The organism is Leisingera sp. NJS201, from assembly GCF_004535885.1.
In the GTDB taxonomy this organism is placed as follows: domain Bacteria; phylum Pseudomonadota; class Alphaproteobacteria; order Rhodobacterales; family Rhodobacteraceae; genus Leisingera.
Map to the genome: position 1 here is coordinate 3,241,402 of NZ_CP038234.1, position 16,367 is coordinate 3,257,768.

16 protein-coding genes are annotated in these 16,367 nt (G+C 62.3%); 11 read left to right on the top strand and 5 right to left on the bottom strand.

Annotation, left to right across the window (positions count from 1 at the left end; all coding sequences use genetic code 11):
* Window positions 1-46 precede the first annotated feature (46 nt).
* A complete protein-coding gene (locus tag ETW23_RS15785; protein WP_134830570.1) occupies window positions 47-994 on the bottom strand; it encodes a tripartite tricarboxylate transporter substrate-binding protein in 948 nt (315 codons plus the stop codon).
* Window positions 995-1,189: 195 nt separating this feature from the next.
* Here ETW23_RS15785 and ETW23_RS15790 point away from each other — a divergent pair, with 195 nt between their 5' ends.
* Both ETW23_RS15790 and ETW23_RS15795 read left to right on the top strand, forming a co-directional pair.
* The gene (locus ETW23_RS15790; RefSeq protein WP_134830571.1) at window positions 1,190-1,969 is read left to right on the top strand and encodes an IclR family transcriptional regulator; all 780 of its coding nucleotides are present in this window, start codon (window positions 1,190-1,192) and stop codon (window positions 1,967-1,969) included.
* 47 nt (window positions 1,970-2,016) lie between these two features.
* On the top strand, window positions 2,017-3,372 hold the full coding sequence (locus ETW23_RS15795) for an aspartate aminotransferase family protein (RefSeq protein ID WP_134830572.1): 1,356 nt from the start codon (window positions 2,017-2,019) through the stop codon (window positions 3,370-3,372).
* 191 nt (window positions 3,373-3,563) lie between these two features.
* Here the strand turns inward: ETW23_RS15795 and ETW23_RS15800 are convergent, their stop codons facing one another.
* Window positions 3,564-4,853, bottom strand: coding sequence for a glutamine synthetase family protein (locus ETW23_RS15800; RefSeq protein ID WP_134830573.1), 1,290 nt, complete (start codon window positions 4,851-4,853; stop codon window positions 3,564-3,566).
* A gap of 108 nt (window positions 4,854-4,961) precedes the next feature.
* Window positions 4,962-6,221, bottom strand: coding sequence for a cytochrome P450 (locus tag ETW23_RS15805; RefSeq protein WP_134830574.1), 1,260 nt, complete (start codon window positions 6,219-6,221; stop codon window positions 4,962-4,964).
* An 80-nt stretch (window positions 6,222-6,301) separates the two neighbouring features.
* On the opposite strand from ETW23_RS15805, the gene ETW23_RS15810 reads away from it, so the two are divergent.
* Window positions 6,302-7,012 (top strand): type 1 glutamine amidotransferase, encoded by a 711-nt coding sequence (locus ETW23_RS15810; RefSeq protein WP_134830575.1) that lies wholly within the window; start codon window positions 6,302-6,304, stop codon window positions 7,010-7,012.
* A 107-nt stretch (window positions 7,013-7,119) separates the two neighbouring features.
* Here ETW23_RS15810 and ETW23_RS15815 read toward each other — a convergent pair whose 3' ends face one another.
* On the bottom strand, window positions 7,120-7,770 hold the full coding sequence (locus ETW23_RS15815) for a GntR family transcriptional regulator (protein ID WP_129369928.1): 651 nt from the start codon (window positions 7,768-7,770) through the stop codon (window positions 7,120-7,122).
* Window positions 7,771-7,901: 131 nt separating this feature from the next.
* Window positions 7,902-9,527 (bottom strand): sulfatase-like hydrolase/transferase, encoded by a 1,626-nt coding sequence (locus ETW23_RS15820; RefSeq protein ID WP_134830576.1) that lies wholly within the window; start codon window positions 9,525-9,527, stop codon window positions 7,902-7,904.
* Window positions 9,528-9,582: 55 nt separating this feature from the next.
* Between ETW23_RS15820 and ETW23_RS15825 the strand changes: the two genes are divergently transcribed.
* From ETW23_RS15825 to ETW23_RS15860, 8 genes are all read left to right on the top strand, one after another.
* Window positions 9,583-10,185 (top strand): N-acetyltransferase, encoded by a 603-nt coding sequence (locus ETW23_RS15825; RefSeq protein ID WP_348773146.1) that lies wholly within the window; start codon window positions 9,583-9,585, stop codon window positions 10,183-10,185.
* Window positions 10,186-10,359: 174 nt separating this feature from the next.
* Window positions 10,360-11,562 carry a 3-oxoadipyl-CoA thiolase gene (gene pcaF / locus ETW23_RS15830; RefSeq protein WP_134830577.1) on the top strand — a complete coding sequence of 401 codons (1,203 nt, stop codon included), beginning with the start codon at window positions 10,360-10,362 and terminating at the stop codon, window positions 11,560-11,562.
* Between the two features lie 23 nt (window positions 11,563-11,585).
* Window positions 11,586-12,563, top strand: coding sequence for a 1,2-phenylacetyl-CoA epoxidase subunit PaaA (gene paaA, locus ETW23_RS15835; RefSeq protein ID WP_118069580.1), 978 nt, complete (start codon window positions 11,586-11,588; stop codon window positions 12,561-12,563).
* A gap of 73 nt (window positions 12,564-12,636) precedes the next feature.
* A complete protein-coding gene (gene paaB, locus ETW23_RS15840) occupies window positions 12,637-12,921 on the top strand; it encodes a 1,2-phenylacetyl-CoA epoxidase subunit PaaB (RefSeq protein WP_014879084.1) in 285 nt (94 codons plus the stop codon).
* Window positions 12,921-13,682 (top strand): 1,2-phenylacetyl-CoA epoxidase subunit PaaC, encoded by a 762-nt coding sequence (gene paaC, locus ETW23_RS15845; RefSeq protein WP_134830578.1) that lies wholly within the window; start codon window positions 12,921-12,923, stop codon window positions 13,680-13,682. Before paaB ends, paaC begins: the two co-directional genes overlap by 1 nt.
* A 122-nt stretch (window positions 13,683-13,804) precedes the next feature.
* Entirely contained in the window at window positions 13,805-14,278 is a 474-nt protein-coding gene (paaD, locus tag ETW23_RS15850; protein ID WP_134830579.1) for a 1,2-phenylacetyl-CoA epoxidase subunit PaaD, read from the top strand.
* 10 nt (window positions 14,279-14,288) lie between these two features.
* Complete coding sequence (locus tag ETW23_RS15855; RefSeq protein WP_134830580.1) at window positions 14,289-15,362, top strand: 2Fe-2S iron-sulfur cluster-binding protein; 1,074 nt, start codon at window positions 14,289-14,291, stop codon at window positions 15,360-15,362.
* A gap of 24 nt (window positions 15,363-15,386) precedes the next feature.
* The gene (locus ETW23_RS15860) at window positions 15,387-16,148 is read left to right on the top strand and encodes a Phenylacetic acid catabolic protein (protein ID WP_134830581.1); all 762 of its coding nucleotides are present in this window, start codon (window positions 15,387-15,389) and stop codon (window positions 16,146-16,148) included.
* Window positions 16,149-16,367: the final 219 nt, after the last annotated feature.

Sequence of the window (16,367 nt, forward strand, 5' to 3'; positions counted from 1 at the left end):
TGAAAAGGCACCGGGGTCCCTCAAGACCCCGATGCGGAGGGGAGGATTACTCCGACAGCAGGCCACTGATGCGGGCCATGGTGCTGATGTCGTTTGACACCCGTGCCGCGCTGTCATCAGCGCCCTGCCAATAGACCAGCGCGCCGGTTTCCTTGGCAACATTCTGGGCTCGCTCGCTCATCACGGCCTTTTCCGCAACCGCGATGATTTTGTCGCGTACGTCCTGCGGGGTGTCCTTGGTCACGAACAGACCGTTCCACAGCGCGATGTTCAGGCTTTCGTCCAGCTCGCCGATGGTCGGCGCGTCGGGAGCCAGCGGGATGCGTTCGTCCGTGATCGCGACCAGCACCTTGACTTGATCCAGGCAGGGCAGCACCAGCTGCAGCGTGGTGTTGATCACATCCGCATCGCCCGACGCCAGCGTGTTGCAGTCCAGCGCATCAAAAGCCGCATCCGAGCCCCACTCGAAACCGGCGTTCTTGGCATAGGCCTTGGTCACTTGGGTCGGGGTCAGAACATCGCCGAAATGGCCCAGCGCCACGTCATTTTCCTTGGCATAACCCGCCAGCTCTTCCATCGTGCTGTAGGGCGCATCGCCGGAGGTGGCGATCACAAAGGGATAGGTCAGGAAAATCCCCAATGGGTCGAATTTCTCGGGCGTCAGCGGCGGGATGTCGATCTGGTGGCCCATCACCGGCACACCGATCACAAAGGAGCCGACAGTGTAGCCGTCGCTTGGCGCATTGGCGACTTCAATGGCGCCAGGGAACGGCCCGCCGCCGCCGCCCGGCTTGTTCACCACCGCTGCCGCAACACCGTATTCGGCCTGAAAATCCTCGGCGATCATCCGCGTCAGCACGTCCTCCAGATCACCCGGCGGCCAGGGCACGATGAAATTCACCGGCTTCTCCGGATATTCGGCCTGCGCGGCAACCGCGCTCAGCCCCAGCGCCGCTGCTGCGGCGGCACCTTTCATAAGGGTTTTGAGTTTCATCGTTTTCCTCCCAGTTTCCTTACCGGCCTCCGCCAGTTTCCTTACCGGCCTCCGCCGATGGTTCATTATTCGAACCGTTGGTTTGAATTTAGATTGACAGGCAGTCCGCTTATCTGTCAACAAAATTGCATCAAAGGTGCGTCTTTTTCCAAAGGCACCACCTGCCAAGACCGAACAGGGAGAACGGACAGGCCCATGGGAACGGTATCCAAAGCCTTGTCATTACTGACATATTTCAATCACGGCCGGACCGGGATCGGGCTCAGCGACCTCACTCGCCTGTCCGGCATGAACAAGGCCACTGTCTTCCGGCTGATGAGCGAGCTGCAGGAATCAGGTTTTGTCGAACAGACCGATGGCGACCGCATGTACCGGCTTGGGCCACAGGTTCTGCGCCTGGCTGCCCTGCGCGAGGCGGCGGTTCCGATACTTTCGGTCTCGCGCCGTGTGCTGCGCGATCTGAGCGACGAGACCGGCGAAACCACCCACCTGTCGCTGTTGCAGGGAAGCCAGCTGAATTCGCTGTCGCATGCTTATTCCCCGCGCCACGCAACCAAGGTGATGATGGAGGACGCCGAAGTGCTGACCTTTCACGGCACCAGTTCGGGCTTGGCGGTGCTGGCCTATGCCGACCCCTGCTTTGCTGACGCGGCACTGGCGCAGCCGTTGCAGGCCCACACATGTGACACGATCACCGATCCGCAGGAGATCCGCACCCAGCTGGCAGAAGTCCGCAGCACCGGAATGGCCCAATCCATCGGCGGGTTCGAGGCGGATGTGCATTCCCACGCGGTGCCGGTCTTTGGCCCCGACCGCCAAGTGATCGGCGCGCTTGCTGTGGCCGCGCCGGTTTCCCGCATGACCCCGGAACAAAAACAACGGATTCTCGCAGCTCTGCGCCGCGCGGGCGTCACTCTCACCCATCGCATCGGCGGCTCGCCGCCTGCGGATTTTCCGCAGCAACGCACCGCCTGATTTCCCCTCTCCGGCCCCGGCGCGGGCCGCATCCAGGAGCTGACCCCATGAAAGACTCCAACTTTCTGAAAGAGCACAACGCCAGATCCCTCTGGCACCCGATGGCGCATCCCGGCGACAGCCTGGCCAACCCGCCTGCCATCATCACCTCGGCCCAAGGGGTGAAGATCACCGATATCGACGGGCATGAGGTAGTGGATGCGGTCGGCGGCCTGTGGAACGTGAACCTTGGGTTCTCCTGCCAACCGGTCAAGGACGCGATTGCCGCGCAGCTGGACGTGCTGCCTTATTACTCCACCTTCCGCGGCACCACCAATGACCAGGTAATCCAGCTGGCCGAGGAACTGCGCAAGTTCTTCGCCGCCGATGGCCTCACCCGCGCCTTCTTCACATCCGGCGGCTCGGATTCGGTGGAAACCGCCTTGCGGCTGGCCCGCCAGTACCACAAAATCCGCGGCGAGGCCGGGCGCAGCAAGTTCCTGAGCCTGAAAAAGGGCTATCACGGCACCCACATGGGCGGCGCCTCGGTGAACGGAAATGCAAATTTCCGCACCCAGTACGAACCGTTGCTGCCCGGCTGCTTCCAGCTCCCCGCACCCTATACATACCGCAATCCGTTCAATGAGACCGACCCCGAACGCCTCGCGCAGCTCTGCCTGCAGGCGCTGGAGGATGAGATTGCCTTCCAGGGCGCCGGCACCATCGCGGCCTTCATCATGGAGCCGGTCCTGGGCGCCGGCGGGGTGATCCCGCCACATTCCAGCTTTATGCCGGGCGTGCGCGAGATCTGTTCGCGAAACGGCATCCTGCTGATCGCAGATGAGGTCATTACCGCCTTTGGCCGCACCGGTTCCTGGACCGGTTCGCGCCACTGGGGCGTGCAGCCCGACATGATGGCGACGGCCAAGGCGATCACCAATGGTTACTTCCCTTTTGGTGCCGTGATGATCGCGGACCACATGACGGAGACCTTCGAAAAGGACACCAGCGGAAAGGCCGCCATCGGCCACGGCTACACTTACTCCGGCCATCCCGTAGGCGCTGCAGCAGCGCTGGCTTGCCTAAAAGAAACCCTGCGCCTGAACGTGCCCGAAAATGCCGCCGCCCGCGGCACTCAGCTCCACCGGGGTTTGCTGGAGCTGCAGCAGAAACACGAGCTGATCGGCGATGTCCGCGGCGGCCATGGGTTGATGAGCGCGCTGGAGCTGGTCGCTGACCGCAGTACCAAGGCTCCGGCTGACAAGAAAACCACCGGCATACTGCAGGAAGCCGCCTATAAGGCCGGCGCGATGGTGCGGGTCTCCGGCCCCAACATCATCCTGTCACCGCCGCTGGTGCTGAGCGCGGCTGAGGCGGCAACCATCCTCTCTGCCCTGGACGCAGGCCTGGCGGCGGTGAACTGACACCCGCGCCGGACGCCACCGCGCCGCGCCAGCGGCGCCACCGGATACCATGGCGGGCCCGAAGCATCTGCTTCGGGCCCGCGCCTTCGGCAGCGCCGCTGGCGCGGCGCGGTGGCGTGATACGGAAACGGGCGCAGCTGCCGCAGCCGCGCCCGTTTCCATGTCCCTTGCAGGGAGCCCTTACGCGAATATCAGATAAAATGAACGTAGAAATCACGCATGCCGTCGCCTTCCAGGTCACGGGTCTTGCGCACTTCCTTGCGTTTCATGAAGACGTGGTTGGCGACCAGTTCCGGCCCGACAGCCTCTGCCAGAACGGTGTCCTTCTCCAGATCACTCACGGCCCCTTTCAGATCAGCCGCCGTGCCGTCGCGTGCGTCAGTCCGGTCAAAGCCGTCGCCAGTTTCCATCGGCGGCAGCTGATGGCTGCTCTCCACCCCCAACCGTGCAGCATGAAGCACAGCCGCCACCGCAGTATAGGGATTGGCCGAAGCATCCGCCATCCGGTGCTCCAGCCGCGCTTTGGCGCCGCCCTCGGAGCTGATCCGCGTGGTCACATTGCGATGATCGCCGCCCCAGTTCCTCCAATACCCCGACAGTGATCCCGGCTGCAGCCGCATATAGCTGTTGGCGGTTGGCGCAATCAGCCCCGCCAGCCCCTTGTGGTGATGCAACAGCCCCGCCAGGCAGCCGCGCGCCAGGTCATTCATATGCTCCGGTCCTCCCCGCGGCCCCGCGGACAGCGCATTGCCGCCCGCCTCATCATTAAAAGAGAAGTTGATATGCATGCCCGAACCGCCGGCCTCAGCCACTGGTTTCGGCATAAAGGTCAGGACAATGCCGTATTCCAGCGCCACTTCCCGCGCCATCAGCCGGAATAGTACAATGTCATCCACAGCCTTCACCGCGTCATCAAAGGTCAGCGTGTATTCGAACTGCGGGCTGTCGAATTCGGCGGTGATCATGTCGAGCGAAAACCCCATGTCATCCGCCATCGCCCAAATCCGGTCATTGAACCGCAACGGATCGGCAAACGGCCCGGTACCGTAAACCACCCCGCCCGGCGCATCATAGGGCATCAGCCGCCCGCGATCATCCGCCTGCAGGGCAAAGGCCTCCAGCTCGATCCCAACCTTCGGTTTCAGCCCATGCTTCTGCCAATCCGCGACCGCCCGTTTCAGCGCCCCGCGCGGGCACAGCGGCAGCGGCTGACCCTCATCATCATATAAATCCCCCAGCACCACCTTGGTCGAGGCATGCCAGCTGTCGCGGATATCGTCATGCAGCCATTTCAGCTCCATGTCCGGCAGGCCCTGTTTCACCATCGCGCCCGGCGCATCCAGCAGGTCCCTGTCGTAATGGGTGCCAAACACCGACCGGCAGAACCGGGTCGAGTCATCGCCGATCTTGGAATTCGGCAGGTATTTTCCCCGCATGATGCTGAGGTGATCGCAAAACATCGCGCGCAGGCGGGTCTTCATGGCTCAAGGTCCTTCGCTGTTGGTCAGTCTTCGCATCGCGTCCCGTGCCGTGTTACTTAACATATTTAGCGGTTTTTGCGGAGTCTTTCCTGTGAGACAACCCATTTGCTAGGCAGCCTTCACCCGTACCGGCAGCGTCTTGATTCCGCCGACAAAGTTCGAGCGCAGGAACTTGTGCGGCCCCGCCGCCTCGATATGAGTGATCCGTTTGGCCAATTCCTGGAACAGCACCGTCACCTCCAGCCGCGCCAGCCACATACCCAGGCAGACATGCGGGCCGAACTGGCCAAACGACAAATGGCGGTTCGGGCTGCGGTGAAGATTCACGTGAAATGGATCCTCGAAATACCCTTCATCCCGGTTCGCCGAAGCAAACCAATACAGCACCTTGTCGCCTTGCCGGATGGTCTTACCATGCATCTCCACATCCCGCGTCGCGGTGCGGCGGAAATACAGCGCAGGCGTGGCCCAGCGGATGATCTCATCTGCCGCGGTCTCCCATACCGCGCCGCCCGCCTGCATCTGCGCCAGCAGCTCCGGCTGATGGCACATCGCCTGGATCCCGGCGGCAATCGAATAACGGGTGGTGTCATTGCCCGCTGCGACCAGCAGGCAGAAGAAATTGCGGAACTCGGTTTCAGTAATGACCGAACCATCCTTGGCCGGCTCCAGGATCAGGTTCAGCACGCCGGATGTATCCCCCTTGCGCGCTTTCGCCTCCATCAGCTCTTTGGCATAGACGTACAACTCCGCTCCGGCGGGAGAATTGAAGGGCATCATCCGGAACTCATCCGTCTGCATCTTGTCCAGCACATGCGAGGTGAAATCCGGATCGGTATTCGCAATCAGCGCATCGCCCTTTTCCACCAGCCAGGGCAGGTCCGCCTCCGGCAGGCCCACCACCCGGCCCAGCATCCGCATCGGCAGCTGCCGGGCAATCTCCTTGGTGGCGTCGAACTCCCCCTTGGCCAGCGCCTGATCCAGAATCTCCGCACAAAGGCCGCGGATATCCTGTTCATACTGCGCCATGGTGGTTTTTGAGAACGCCTTCAGCAGCTTCATCCGCACCTTGGAATGATCCGGCGGATCGGTTTCCTGAAAGGTGCGCCGCGCCAGGTATTCCTCGTAGGACTGATCCTCCATCCGGATCCCGCGGGCAGAGGAAAACACTTCGGTGTTCTTGTTCATCACCGTGATGTCTTCATAGCGGGTGACCGACCAGAAATTCGCACCACCTGCATATTCGGTCCAGTGCAGCGGATCCTCGCGCCGCAGCCGTGCAAAAGTGTTGTGCGGCGCACCATCGGCAAAGGCATCATGGCTGCTCAGATCCGCATAGCCGTCATCGGTGGGGGTCCAAACTGTCATTGCGGGCTTCCCTAGCTTGCTTACGTATGTATATTAATAATGATCGTAAATATGTAAATGATAATCTTGCGAGCACTCTCATGCACTTGGCCATCCTGATGACCAACACAGACGAAAGCGAATTTGCCCAAAGGCATCCAAAGGACGGGGAAAAGTTCACCGGTCTGATCCGGATAGCCCGGCCAGGCTGGCGTACTTCGGTGTTTGCCGTGAAAGACGGAGATTTCCCGCAGGATCTGTTTGAATTCGACGGCGCCATGATCACCGGCAGCCCGGCCTCGGTCCGCTCCGGCGCGCCTTGGGTGGTGCAGCTGCTGGACTTGATCCGCGACGCCCATGCCCGGAATTTCCCGCTGTTCGGCGCCTGCTTCGGCCATCAGGCCATCGCGCTGGCCCTTGGCGGCGGCATGGATCTCAACCCTGACGGCTGGGTGCACGGGCTGACCCGCAACAAATTGCTGAACCGCCCGGACTGGGCTGCACCTTTGCCGGATGAGGTGAAGCTTTACGGCTCCCACTGCGAATGCGTCCGCAAGCTGCCAATGGGTGCCGCCGCATTCAGCGCAAGCGGCGGTGTCAACACAGGCTTCACCCTGGGTAGCCACATCTTTACAACCCAGCACCACCCGGAAATGACGCATGACTTCATTACCGCGCTGACCAAAGAAATGCAGCAGACCCTCGGCCCCGAAGCATACGCCCGCGCGCTGGACAGCCTAGCCGGGCGCTCAGACCAGCAAGCCTTTGCCGAAAGCCTCGCCCGCTTCTTCGAGCAGGCCCGGCAACCCTGACCCTGCAGCTTCTTTCTGGTTAAAAATACCCCTGTCCCGCTGCCCGGCAGGCGGCTTTGCCGCCGAGAGGGGAGGCACAGGGCAGCAAGGCCCCGTTCACCGCAGTCTCAGCCCAGCGCGGCCAGCAGATCCATCACCGTGACCTGATCGAATTGAACATGGGATATCATCGCCGCCTCCGCTTCCTCACGGTCATGGGCAGTGATCAACACAGCAATCTCCCGGTGTTCCTTGGCGGATTGGGCAATGGCGCCGGGATAACGGTAGCGCGCCCGGTAATAGGCCATCAGTTTGCGCGCATTGGTCTTGATCATCTCGACCAGAAAGGGGTTGCCCGACCCTTCGGCCACACAGGCATGAAACCGCAGGTTCAGCTGGTAGTAACCGGCCGGATCACCGTCGCCCTTTTCCGCTGCATGCTTTTCACATGCCGCAACCGCCGCCTCCAGCTCCCTGGCCTGGACCGGAGACAGCCGCCGCGCTGCCAGTGCCGCCGCCTGGCCCTCCAGCCGGGCATGGACTTCCAGAATTGCCAGAAACTCCTCCAGCGTCGGCTTGAACAGCACCGCCCCCTTGCGCGGCAGCCGTTTGATCAGCCCGATTGCTTCCAGCTGAATAAAGGCCTCCCGCACCGGCGTGCGGGAAACACCGTGACGGTCCACCAGCTCGCTCTCCTCCAGCGGCGCGCCGGGCACCAGCCGGCCCGCCTCGATGTCCTGAAGGATTGCGTTCAGAACCTGCTCTGTCTGACCTGCCATTGCGCCGCCCTTGATGCGTTTGCGGCCAATTTATGCCTGCGTTCCTTGCATGGCAACGCGCAAAGGGGGGGCCTGCCCCCGCCTGCGGGCTCCCCCGGAGTATTTGTGCAAAGATGAAAAGTCCGGGGCGATTATTGCGGCACCGGCCCGCGGTATTTCTCTGTCAGCTCCGGCGCCGCCTCATCCGCCTCATAGACGCCCAGCAGGATACCCTTGCGCCCCGACTTGCCCCGGCGCGCCTTGATCTGCGCATCCGACAGGGTGATCCGCTGCGACATCCTGAGGCCCCATTCCAGCAGCCGGTCATACATCAAATCAATGACCTCCTGATGCGCGTCACCCTTGGCCAGATCCACAAGTTCTTCCGGGTCGCACTCCATGTCGAACAGCATCGGCCGCAGCCCGCCTTCGGCATGCATGAACTTCCAGCGCTTGTCCGCCACCATGAACAGCCGCGCATCCTTGGGCTCCAGCCCCAGCTTTTCGCACAGCGGCATGGTGGAATAGTCGAACTCGGCAATTGCATAACCCCGCCAGTCCGGGGTTTCACCGCGCAGGAAGGGCATCAGCGAGCGCCCCTCCAGGATATGCGGCGCCGGATCGCCGCCCGCCGCCTCCAGGAAAGTCGGCAACAGGTCGATCGCCTCGACCAGTTCATCGCAGGTTGTTCCACGTGCAGCATCAGCCTCCGCGCGCGGGTCATAGATGACCAGCGGCACCTTGATGGAGGGGTCATGGAACAGGTTCTTTTCGCCCAGCCAATGATCGCCCAGATAATCGCCATGGTCCGAGGTCACCACAATCATCGTGTCCTGCATCCGGCCGGTATCTTGCAGCCAGGCAAACAAACGGCCCATCTGGTCGTCGGCCTGCTTGATCAGCCCCATATAGGCGGGGATCACCTTGTTTCGCACCTCGTCCCGGCTGAAGGTCTTGCCGATCAGGTTGTTCATCATGCCATCAAACACCGGATGCGCCGCGTCGCGTTCCGCGTCCGAGCGCACAGCTGGCTGCACATGCTCCGCCCCGTACATATTGTGATACGGCGCCGGCACGATATAGGGCCAATGCGGTTTGATATAGCTGAGATGCGCGCACCAAGGGCCCTCGGCCTGATCGATGAACGCCATCGCCTGAGTTGTCAGCCAAGGGGTTTCACTGTCTTCCCCGGCGATATTGGCAGGCTTATCCGCATTTGCCATGAACCAGCCCGAGGCGATCTCCTTGCCTTCGGTGCCGGCATTGGCAAAGTCGTTCCAGGGGTTTTGGCCGGGGTAGCCTTTTTCCTTCAGGTACTCATTATAAGGGCTGCGTTTCTGGTCATAGAATCCGTCCGGCCCTTCCGCCCACAGCCCGTCATCCCGCACCCACGGGTCGAACCCGCATTCCGACTGGCGCACACCGATCACGCTGTCCGGCGCCAGCCCCAGCCGCTGCATCCCTTCGGCGTCCGCCACCATATGCGTCTTGCCGATCAGGTGGCAGCCCATGCCCGCCTTGCGCAGGTGGTCGCCCATGGTCCACTCGCCCACCCGCAAGGGGTAGCTGTTGAACTGCACACCATGGCTGGACGGGTAGCGCCCGGTATAGCTCGACATCCGCGACGAGCCGCAGGTGGGCGATTGCACATAGGCGCGGGTAAAGCGCACGCCCCTGGCCGCCAGCCCATCAATGTGGGGCGTGTGCAGATGCGGATGGCCAGCGCAGCTTAGATAATCGAACCGCAGCTGGTCGAACATGATGTAGAGAATGTTCATCGGCGCCTCCCGGTAAGTTCCGGGATTATTGAACACGTGAAGCAAAATGGCGAGGATGAATTACCTCACCAGCCAAGCCCCCGCGGCGCACTCCCTGCCCGCAGTATTTCCAAAGGCAAGACACAACATGAACGATACACCCGATCCCGGAACCATCCGCGCAGCCCGGAGCGAAGACGCCTCCTGTCTGGCGGTGCTCTCCATCGAAGTGTGGATTGGCACATATTTGCGCCAAGGCATCAGCAGTATCTTTGCGGACTATGCGCTTGGCCAATTCACCCGCGAACACTTTCTTGATCTTGTGAACCAACCTGCGGAAACGCTGCTTGTTTCAGAAAACAGGGAAGGAATAGACGGCTACATCCGGGTGTCACATGGCAACCCGTGCCCAGGCGGCAGCAGCTCAGAAACTGAGATCTCCACGCTTTATGTGCAGCCCCGGCACCAGGGTAAGGGCCTGGGACAATCCCTGCTTTCTGCAGGGATCGAGGCGTGCCGCACCAACGGCTGGGACGCCCCGTGGCTGGCCACCAACTCAGAAAACAAAGGCGCCATCGCCTTCTATCTCAGCCACGGCTTTAAGAAATCGGGCCTCACTCATTTTCAGGTTCAGGACAGACGCTGCCCCAACGACGTCCTGCACTGCATTGATTTTTAAAACCGGGTCACAGCGCATGTATCGGCGAAGGATTGAAATCTGCAGGACTCGTTACATAATTTTGGTCCTTGGAACTTTTCCGTTACATTTAACTTGCCGCGAATCATCTTCCAGCGTATCACCGACCCAACGGTCGGCTTATCCCTGCCGCCGCCACAGGAGACGCGAATACCCATGGATGCCTTCATCTGCGATGCCACCCGCACCCCGATCGGCCGCTACGGCGGCGCGTTGAGCCAGGTGCGGACCGATGACCTTGCTGCTCTGCCGATTGCCGCCCTGGCGGCGCGCAACCCGGATGCGGACTGGGGTTCCTTGGATGACGTGATCCTGGGCGACGCCAACCAGGCCGGCGAAAGCAACCGCAACGTGGCCCGCATGGCCGCCCTGCTGGCAGGCCTGCCTGCCACCGTGCCCGGCACCACCATCAACCGGCTTTGCGCCTCCGGCATGGACGCGGTCGGCATGGCGTCGCGCGGTATCAAGGCGGGCGACTATGACATGGCCATCGCCGGCGGTGTTGAGAGCATGTCGCGCGCTCCCTTTGTGATGCCCAAGGCAACCTCCGCCTTCACCCGCGAAAATGCGGTCTATGACACCACCATCGGCTGGCGTTTCGTGAACAAGAAAATGCACGAGATGTACGGCACCGATTCCATGCCGCAGACCGCCGATAATGTCGCGGCGGATTATGGTATTTCCCGCGAAGATCAGGACGCATTTGCCGCCCGCAGCCAGGCTCGCTGGGCCGCAGCACATGAGGCAGGCATTTTCAGCGGCGAGATCACCCCGGTGACAATCCCCCAGCGCAAAGGTGATCCGCTGGTGGTGGACACCGACGAACACCCCCGCCCCGGCACCTCAGCTGAAAAGCTGTCAAGCTTGAAGGGCGTCAACGGACCGGACAAGACTGTGACCGCAGGCAATGCCTCCGGCGTCAACGACGGCGCCGCGGCGATCCTGATGGCGAATGAGGCGGCGGCTGCCAAAAACGGCCTGAAGCCCATGGCCCGCATCGTCGGCATGGCCGCTGCCGGGGTTGAGCCGCGCATCATGGGCATCGGCCCGGTGCCCGCCACCCGCAAGGTTCTGGCCCGCACCGGCCTGACCATCGACCAGATGGACGTGATCGAACTGAACGAGGCCTTCGCCGCGCAGGGGCTTGCGACGCTGCGCGAACTTGGCGTTGCCGACGACGCGCCCCATGTTAATCCCAATGGCGGTGCAATTGCACTGGGCCACCCGCTTGGCATGTCCGGCGCCCGGCTGGTGCTGACCGCTGCGTATCAATTGCAACGCACCGGCGGGCGCTATGCGCTTTGCACCATGTGCGTCGGCGTCGGACAGGGCACCGCCCTGATCCTGGAACGCGTGTAACAAACCCAAGGGAGGTCCCAGACATGTATGCTCAGATGGTCAAATCCGAAGCGACCCAGGACGATCCGGAACAGCTGGCGGCCTTTCAGGCGCGCATCGACGCGGGCGAGAAGATCGAGCCCAAGGACTGGATGCCCGAAGGCTACCGCAAGACGCTGATCCGCCAGATCGGCCAGCACGCGCATTCCGAAATCGTCGGCCAGCTGCCCGAGGGCAACTGGATCACCCGCGCGCCGACGCTGGAACGCAAGGCGATCCTGCTGGCCAAGGTGCAGGATGAGGCCGGGCATGGCCTGTACTTGTATTGTGCGGCGGAAACGCTGGGCGTGTCCCGCGACGAGATGACCGAAATGCTGCTGGACGGCCGCATGAAGTATTCCTCGATTTTCAACTATCCGACACTGAACTGGGCCGACATCGGCGCGGTGGGCTGGCTGGTCGATGGTGCTGCGATCATGAACCAGGTGCCGCTGCAGCGGACCTCCTTCGGCCCCTATTCCCGCGCGATGATCCGCGTCTGCAAGGAAGAAAGCTTCCACCAGCGCCAGGGCTATGACGCCATCCGCCAGATGGCCGAGGGCACGCAGGCGCAAAAGAAAATGGCCCAGGATGCTCTGAACCGCCTCTGGTATCCGTCGCTGATGATGTTCGGACCGTCCGACAAGGACTCGGTCCATTCCGCCCAGTCGATGGCCTGGAAGATCAAGATGAACACCAACGACGAGCTGCGCCAGAAGTTCGTCGACCAGACTGTGCCGCAGGCCGAATACCTTGGCCTCACCGTCCCCGACCCGGACCTGAAGTGGAACGAGGAACGCGGCCATTATGACTACACCGACCCGGACTGGTCCGAGTTTTTTGACGTGATCAAGGGCAACGGCCCCTGCAACGTGGATCGCCTTGCCGCCCGCAACAAGGCCTGGGACGACGGCGCCTGGGTCCGCGACGGACTGTTGGCGCATGCTAAAAAGAAGGCCGCGCAAAAGCACGCTGCCGAATAACCCCAAGCATTCCGGCGCTCTGCCCGTTCTTGAACACTGCGGCGGCGCCCCCTCAGCCAGGAGGATTTAAGACATGAAAAACGAATGGCCCCTCTGGGAAGTCTTCATCCGCGGCCAGCACGGGATGAGCCACCGCCACGTCGGCTCCCTGCACGCGCCCGACGCCGAGATGGCGATCAAGAACGCCCGCGACGTCTATACCCGCCGCAACGAAGGCGTGTCGATCTGGGTGGTGGAAGCCAACCACATCGCCGCCTCCTCGCCCAGCGACAAGGGCCCGCTTTATGAGCCGTCCGAGTCCAAGGTCTACCGCCACCCGACCTTCTTCGACATCCCCGAAGAAGTGGGGGCAATGTAATGACCCGCGAAGACGCATTCACTCAGTTTCTGCTGCGGATGGGCGATAACACCCTGATCCTCGGCCACCGGGTCAGCGAATGGTGCGGCCATGCGCCGGTGCTGGAAGAAGACATTGCACTGGCCAACACCGCGCTGGACATGATCGGCCAGACCCAGATGTGGCTCGGCCTCGCGGCTGAGGTACAAGGTGACGGCAAATCTGCCGACGACCTGGCCTTCCTGCGTGACGCCTGGGATTTCCGCAACGTGCTGCTGGTGGAGGTGCCGAACGGCGACTTCGGCCGCACCCTGATGCGCCAGTTCCTGTTTGACGCCTGGCACTCGATCCAGCTGGGCCGGCTGATGAAATCCTCGGACGAACGCGTTGCCGCGATTGCTGAGAAGGCTTCGAAAGAGGTGGCCTATCACTTGGAACGTTCCGCCGATACGGTTGTGGGCCTGGGCGACGGTACTGAGGAAAGCCACCGGCGCATGCAGGAAGCGCTGGACTATCTGTGGCCCTACGTCGGCGAGATGTTCCAGTCCGACGATGTGGACGCCGAAATGGTCAAAGCGGGCATCGCACCCGATCCGGCCTCCCTGCGCGAGGAATATGACGCGCTGGTCTCCCGCATCCTGGGCGACGCAACGCTCACCGTCCCGGACAGCCGTTTCGCCCACAAGGGCGGGCGCACCGGTGCCATGCACACGGAACATCTGGGCCATCTGCTGACCCAGATGCAATGGCTGCAGCGCGCCTATCCCGGCGCCAAGTGGTAAGGCCACAGCCAAAGAACTGAGGGCGGCCCCCGGCCTCGGGTGGGGGTGAAGCCCCCTCCCGTGGGGGAGGTCGGGGGCTGCCCGGCCTATCGTCCGGGCGGTGCATAGCAAGGATAAACCGCATGAGCCAAGTGACAACTCAGCCAAGCATCAACCAGATCTGGGAGTGGCTCGACGCCGTGCCGGATCCGGAAATCCCGGTGATCTCGCTGGTGGATCTGGGCATCATCCGCGATGTGGCCTGGGAAGGGGAAACCCTCGTGGTCAGCGTCACCCCGACCTATTCCGGCTGCCCGGCAACTGCAGTGATCGCCCTGGATATCGAAACCGCCCTGCGGGACCGCGGCATCACCGATCTGAAACTGAAGACCCAGATCTCCCCCGCCTGGACCACCGATTGGCTGTCCGAGAAAGGCCGCGCCAAGCTGGAGGATTACGGCATCGCCCCGCCCCAGGCCGCAGGCGGCCCGGAAAAATGCCCCAACTGCTGCAGTACAGAAGTCACCAAAGTCAGCCAGTTCGGCTCGACCCCCTGCAAGGCCCACTGGCGCTGCCAGGACTGCCTAGAACCCTTTGATTATTTCAAGTGCATCTGAGGAGACCCTGATGGCGCGCTTTCACGACCTTGAAGTCACCGACGTCCGCAAAACCATCCGCGATGCGGTGGTCGTCACCCTGAAGCCCGCAGGCGGCGCCGCGGAGACGTTCAATTTCACCCAAGGCCAATATCTGACCTTCCGCCGCGACTTTGACGGCGAGGAGCTGCGCCGCAGCTACTCGATCTGTGCCGGCCGTGACGAAGGCATCCTGCAGGTCGGCATCAAACGCGTCGACGGCGGCGCCTTCTCAACCTGGGCCAATACTGATCTGCAAGCAGGTGACACCCTGCAGGCGATGGCGCCGATGGGCAGCTTCTTCACCCCGCTTAATGAGGCGGCCGAGAAGCACTATCTGGGCTTTGCCGGCGGTTCCGGCATCACCCCGGTTCTGTCGATCCTTAAGACCACGCTGGCGGCAGAGCCGAACGCCTCCTTCACACTGGTCTACGCCAACAAGGGTGTGAACACGATCATGTTCCGCGAGGAGCTGGAGGATCTGAAAAACCTCTACATGGGCCGCTTCAACGTGATCCATGTGCTGGAATCGGACGCCCAGGAGATCGACCTGTTCACCGGTCTGGTGACCGAGGAGAAATGCGCCCAACTGTTTGAGCGTTGGATAGATATCAAATCGGTCGGCACCGCCTTCATCTGCGGCCCGGAACCGATGATGCTGGGCATCGCCGCCGCGCTGCGCACTGCCGGTCTGGACGACAGCCAGATCAAGTTTGAGCTGTTCGCCTCTGCCCAGCCGGGCCGCGCCAAACGCAAGGCCGCCGCAAGTGATGCTGCCAGCAGCGCCAATCAGACCAAGGCTGCGATTACCCTGGACGGCGCGACCCAGACCATCGACATGGGCAAGGACATGACCCTGCTGGATGCAGCGTTGGAGAACGCAATGGATGCGCCCTACGCCTGCAAGGCCGGCGTCTGCTCCACCTGCCGCTGCAAGGTGCTGGAGGGCGAGGTCGAGATGGTCGCCAACCATGCGTTGGAGGATTACGAAGTAGAAAAGGGCTATGTGCTGTCCTGCCAGGCCTATCCGGTCACTGACAACGTCGTGGTCGATTACGACCAGTAACGCCTGCCCAAGGGAGAACGGATCATGACTGATGACATGAGTATTGAGAACTACTTGGCTCAGGGCGGCGTGCTCAGCAACCCTTCCAACGTGCCGCCGCGCTACCGCGCCGAGCTGATGAAGATGATGGCAACCTTTGTCGACAGCGAACTGGCAGGGGCCGCCGGCTTTGCCGACATCATCAACGAAGGTCCGGGCATAAAGGCGCGCATCGCCGCCGCCAGGATCGTGCTGGAGAAAAACGACAGCGCCGAAAAAGTCCTGCGCATCATGGGCGACTTCGGCGCGGATATTGAGCGTTATGCCGACCACCACCCCTGGACCGCCCGGCTGGAGCGCGGCGCGGATATCGGCCAGAGCCGGACCAAGCACGACATGCGGCTTGCCGTGTTCAACTACCCGCTGGAAGGCTGGGCCGATGCGGTGATGATGAACCTCTTGATGGGCCGTGCGGTGGCACTGCAGCTGGAGGAGCTGTCCCATGTCTCCTACCAGCCGCTGGCCGAAGCCTTCCGCGCCATTCTGCCCGTCGAGGCGCACCATGCTGAACTGGCCGAAGAAGGCCTGATGGTGCTGGTGGAGGCGCAAGGTGCCGATGCCCTGCAGGAGCTGGCAGATTACTGGTGGCCGCGGGTCGCCGCAAGCTTTGGCCAGGAGGCCTCGGAGAAGTTCGAAGGGCTCAAGGCCATGGGGCTGCGCCGCACCCCGAATGCCGGGCTGAAAGCCCGATGGCAGCAGGACGCCGGGGCCATTCTTGACAAGACCGGGCTGAAACCGGCTGCGTAGCAAACCGGAGCCAGGCACTCCCGTCCGGGCCTGCACGCATCAAGATGCGCTTGCCCGGTTGGGCCGGGCGCGCCTTGCGGCGCGCAGGACCCTGCCGGCAGCACAGGTAAAAGCTGATCAGGTCAGCATTACTGTCCGAATGTTTCGCGCGCGAAACAAATGGGCAGCATTACTGACCTGCAAGACGCCACCTCAGATCCGCGGCGCACGCCGCACAAA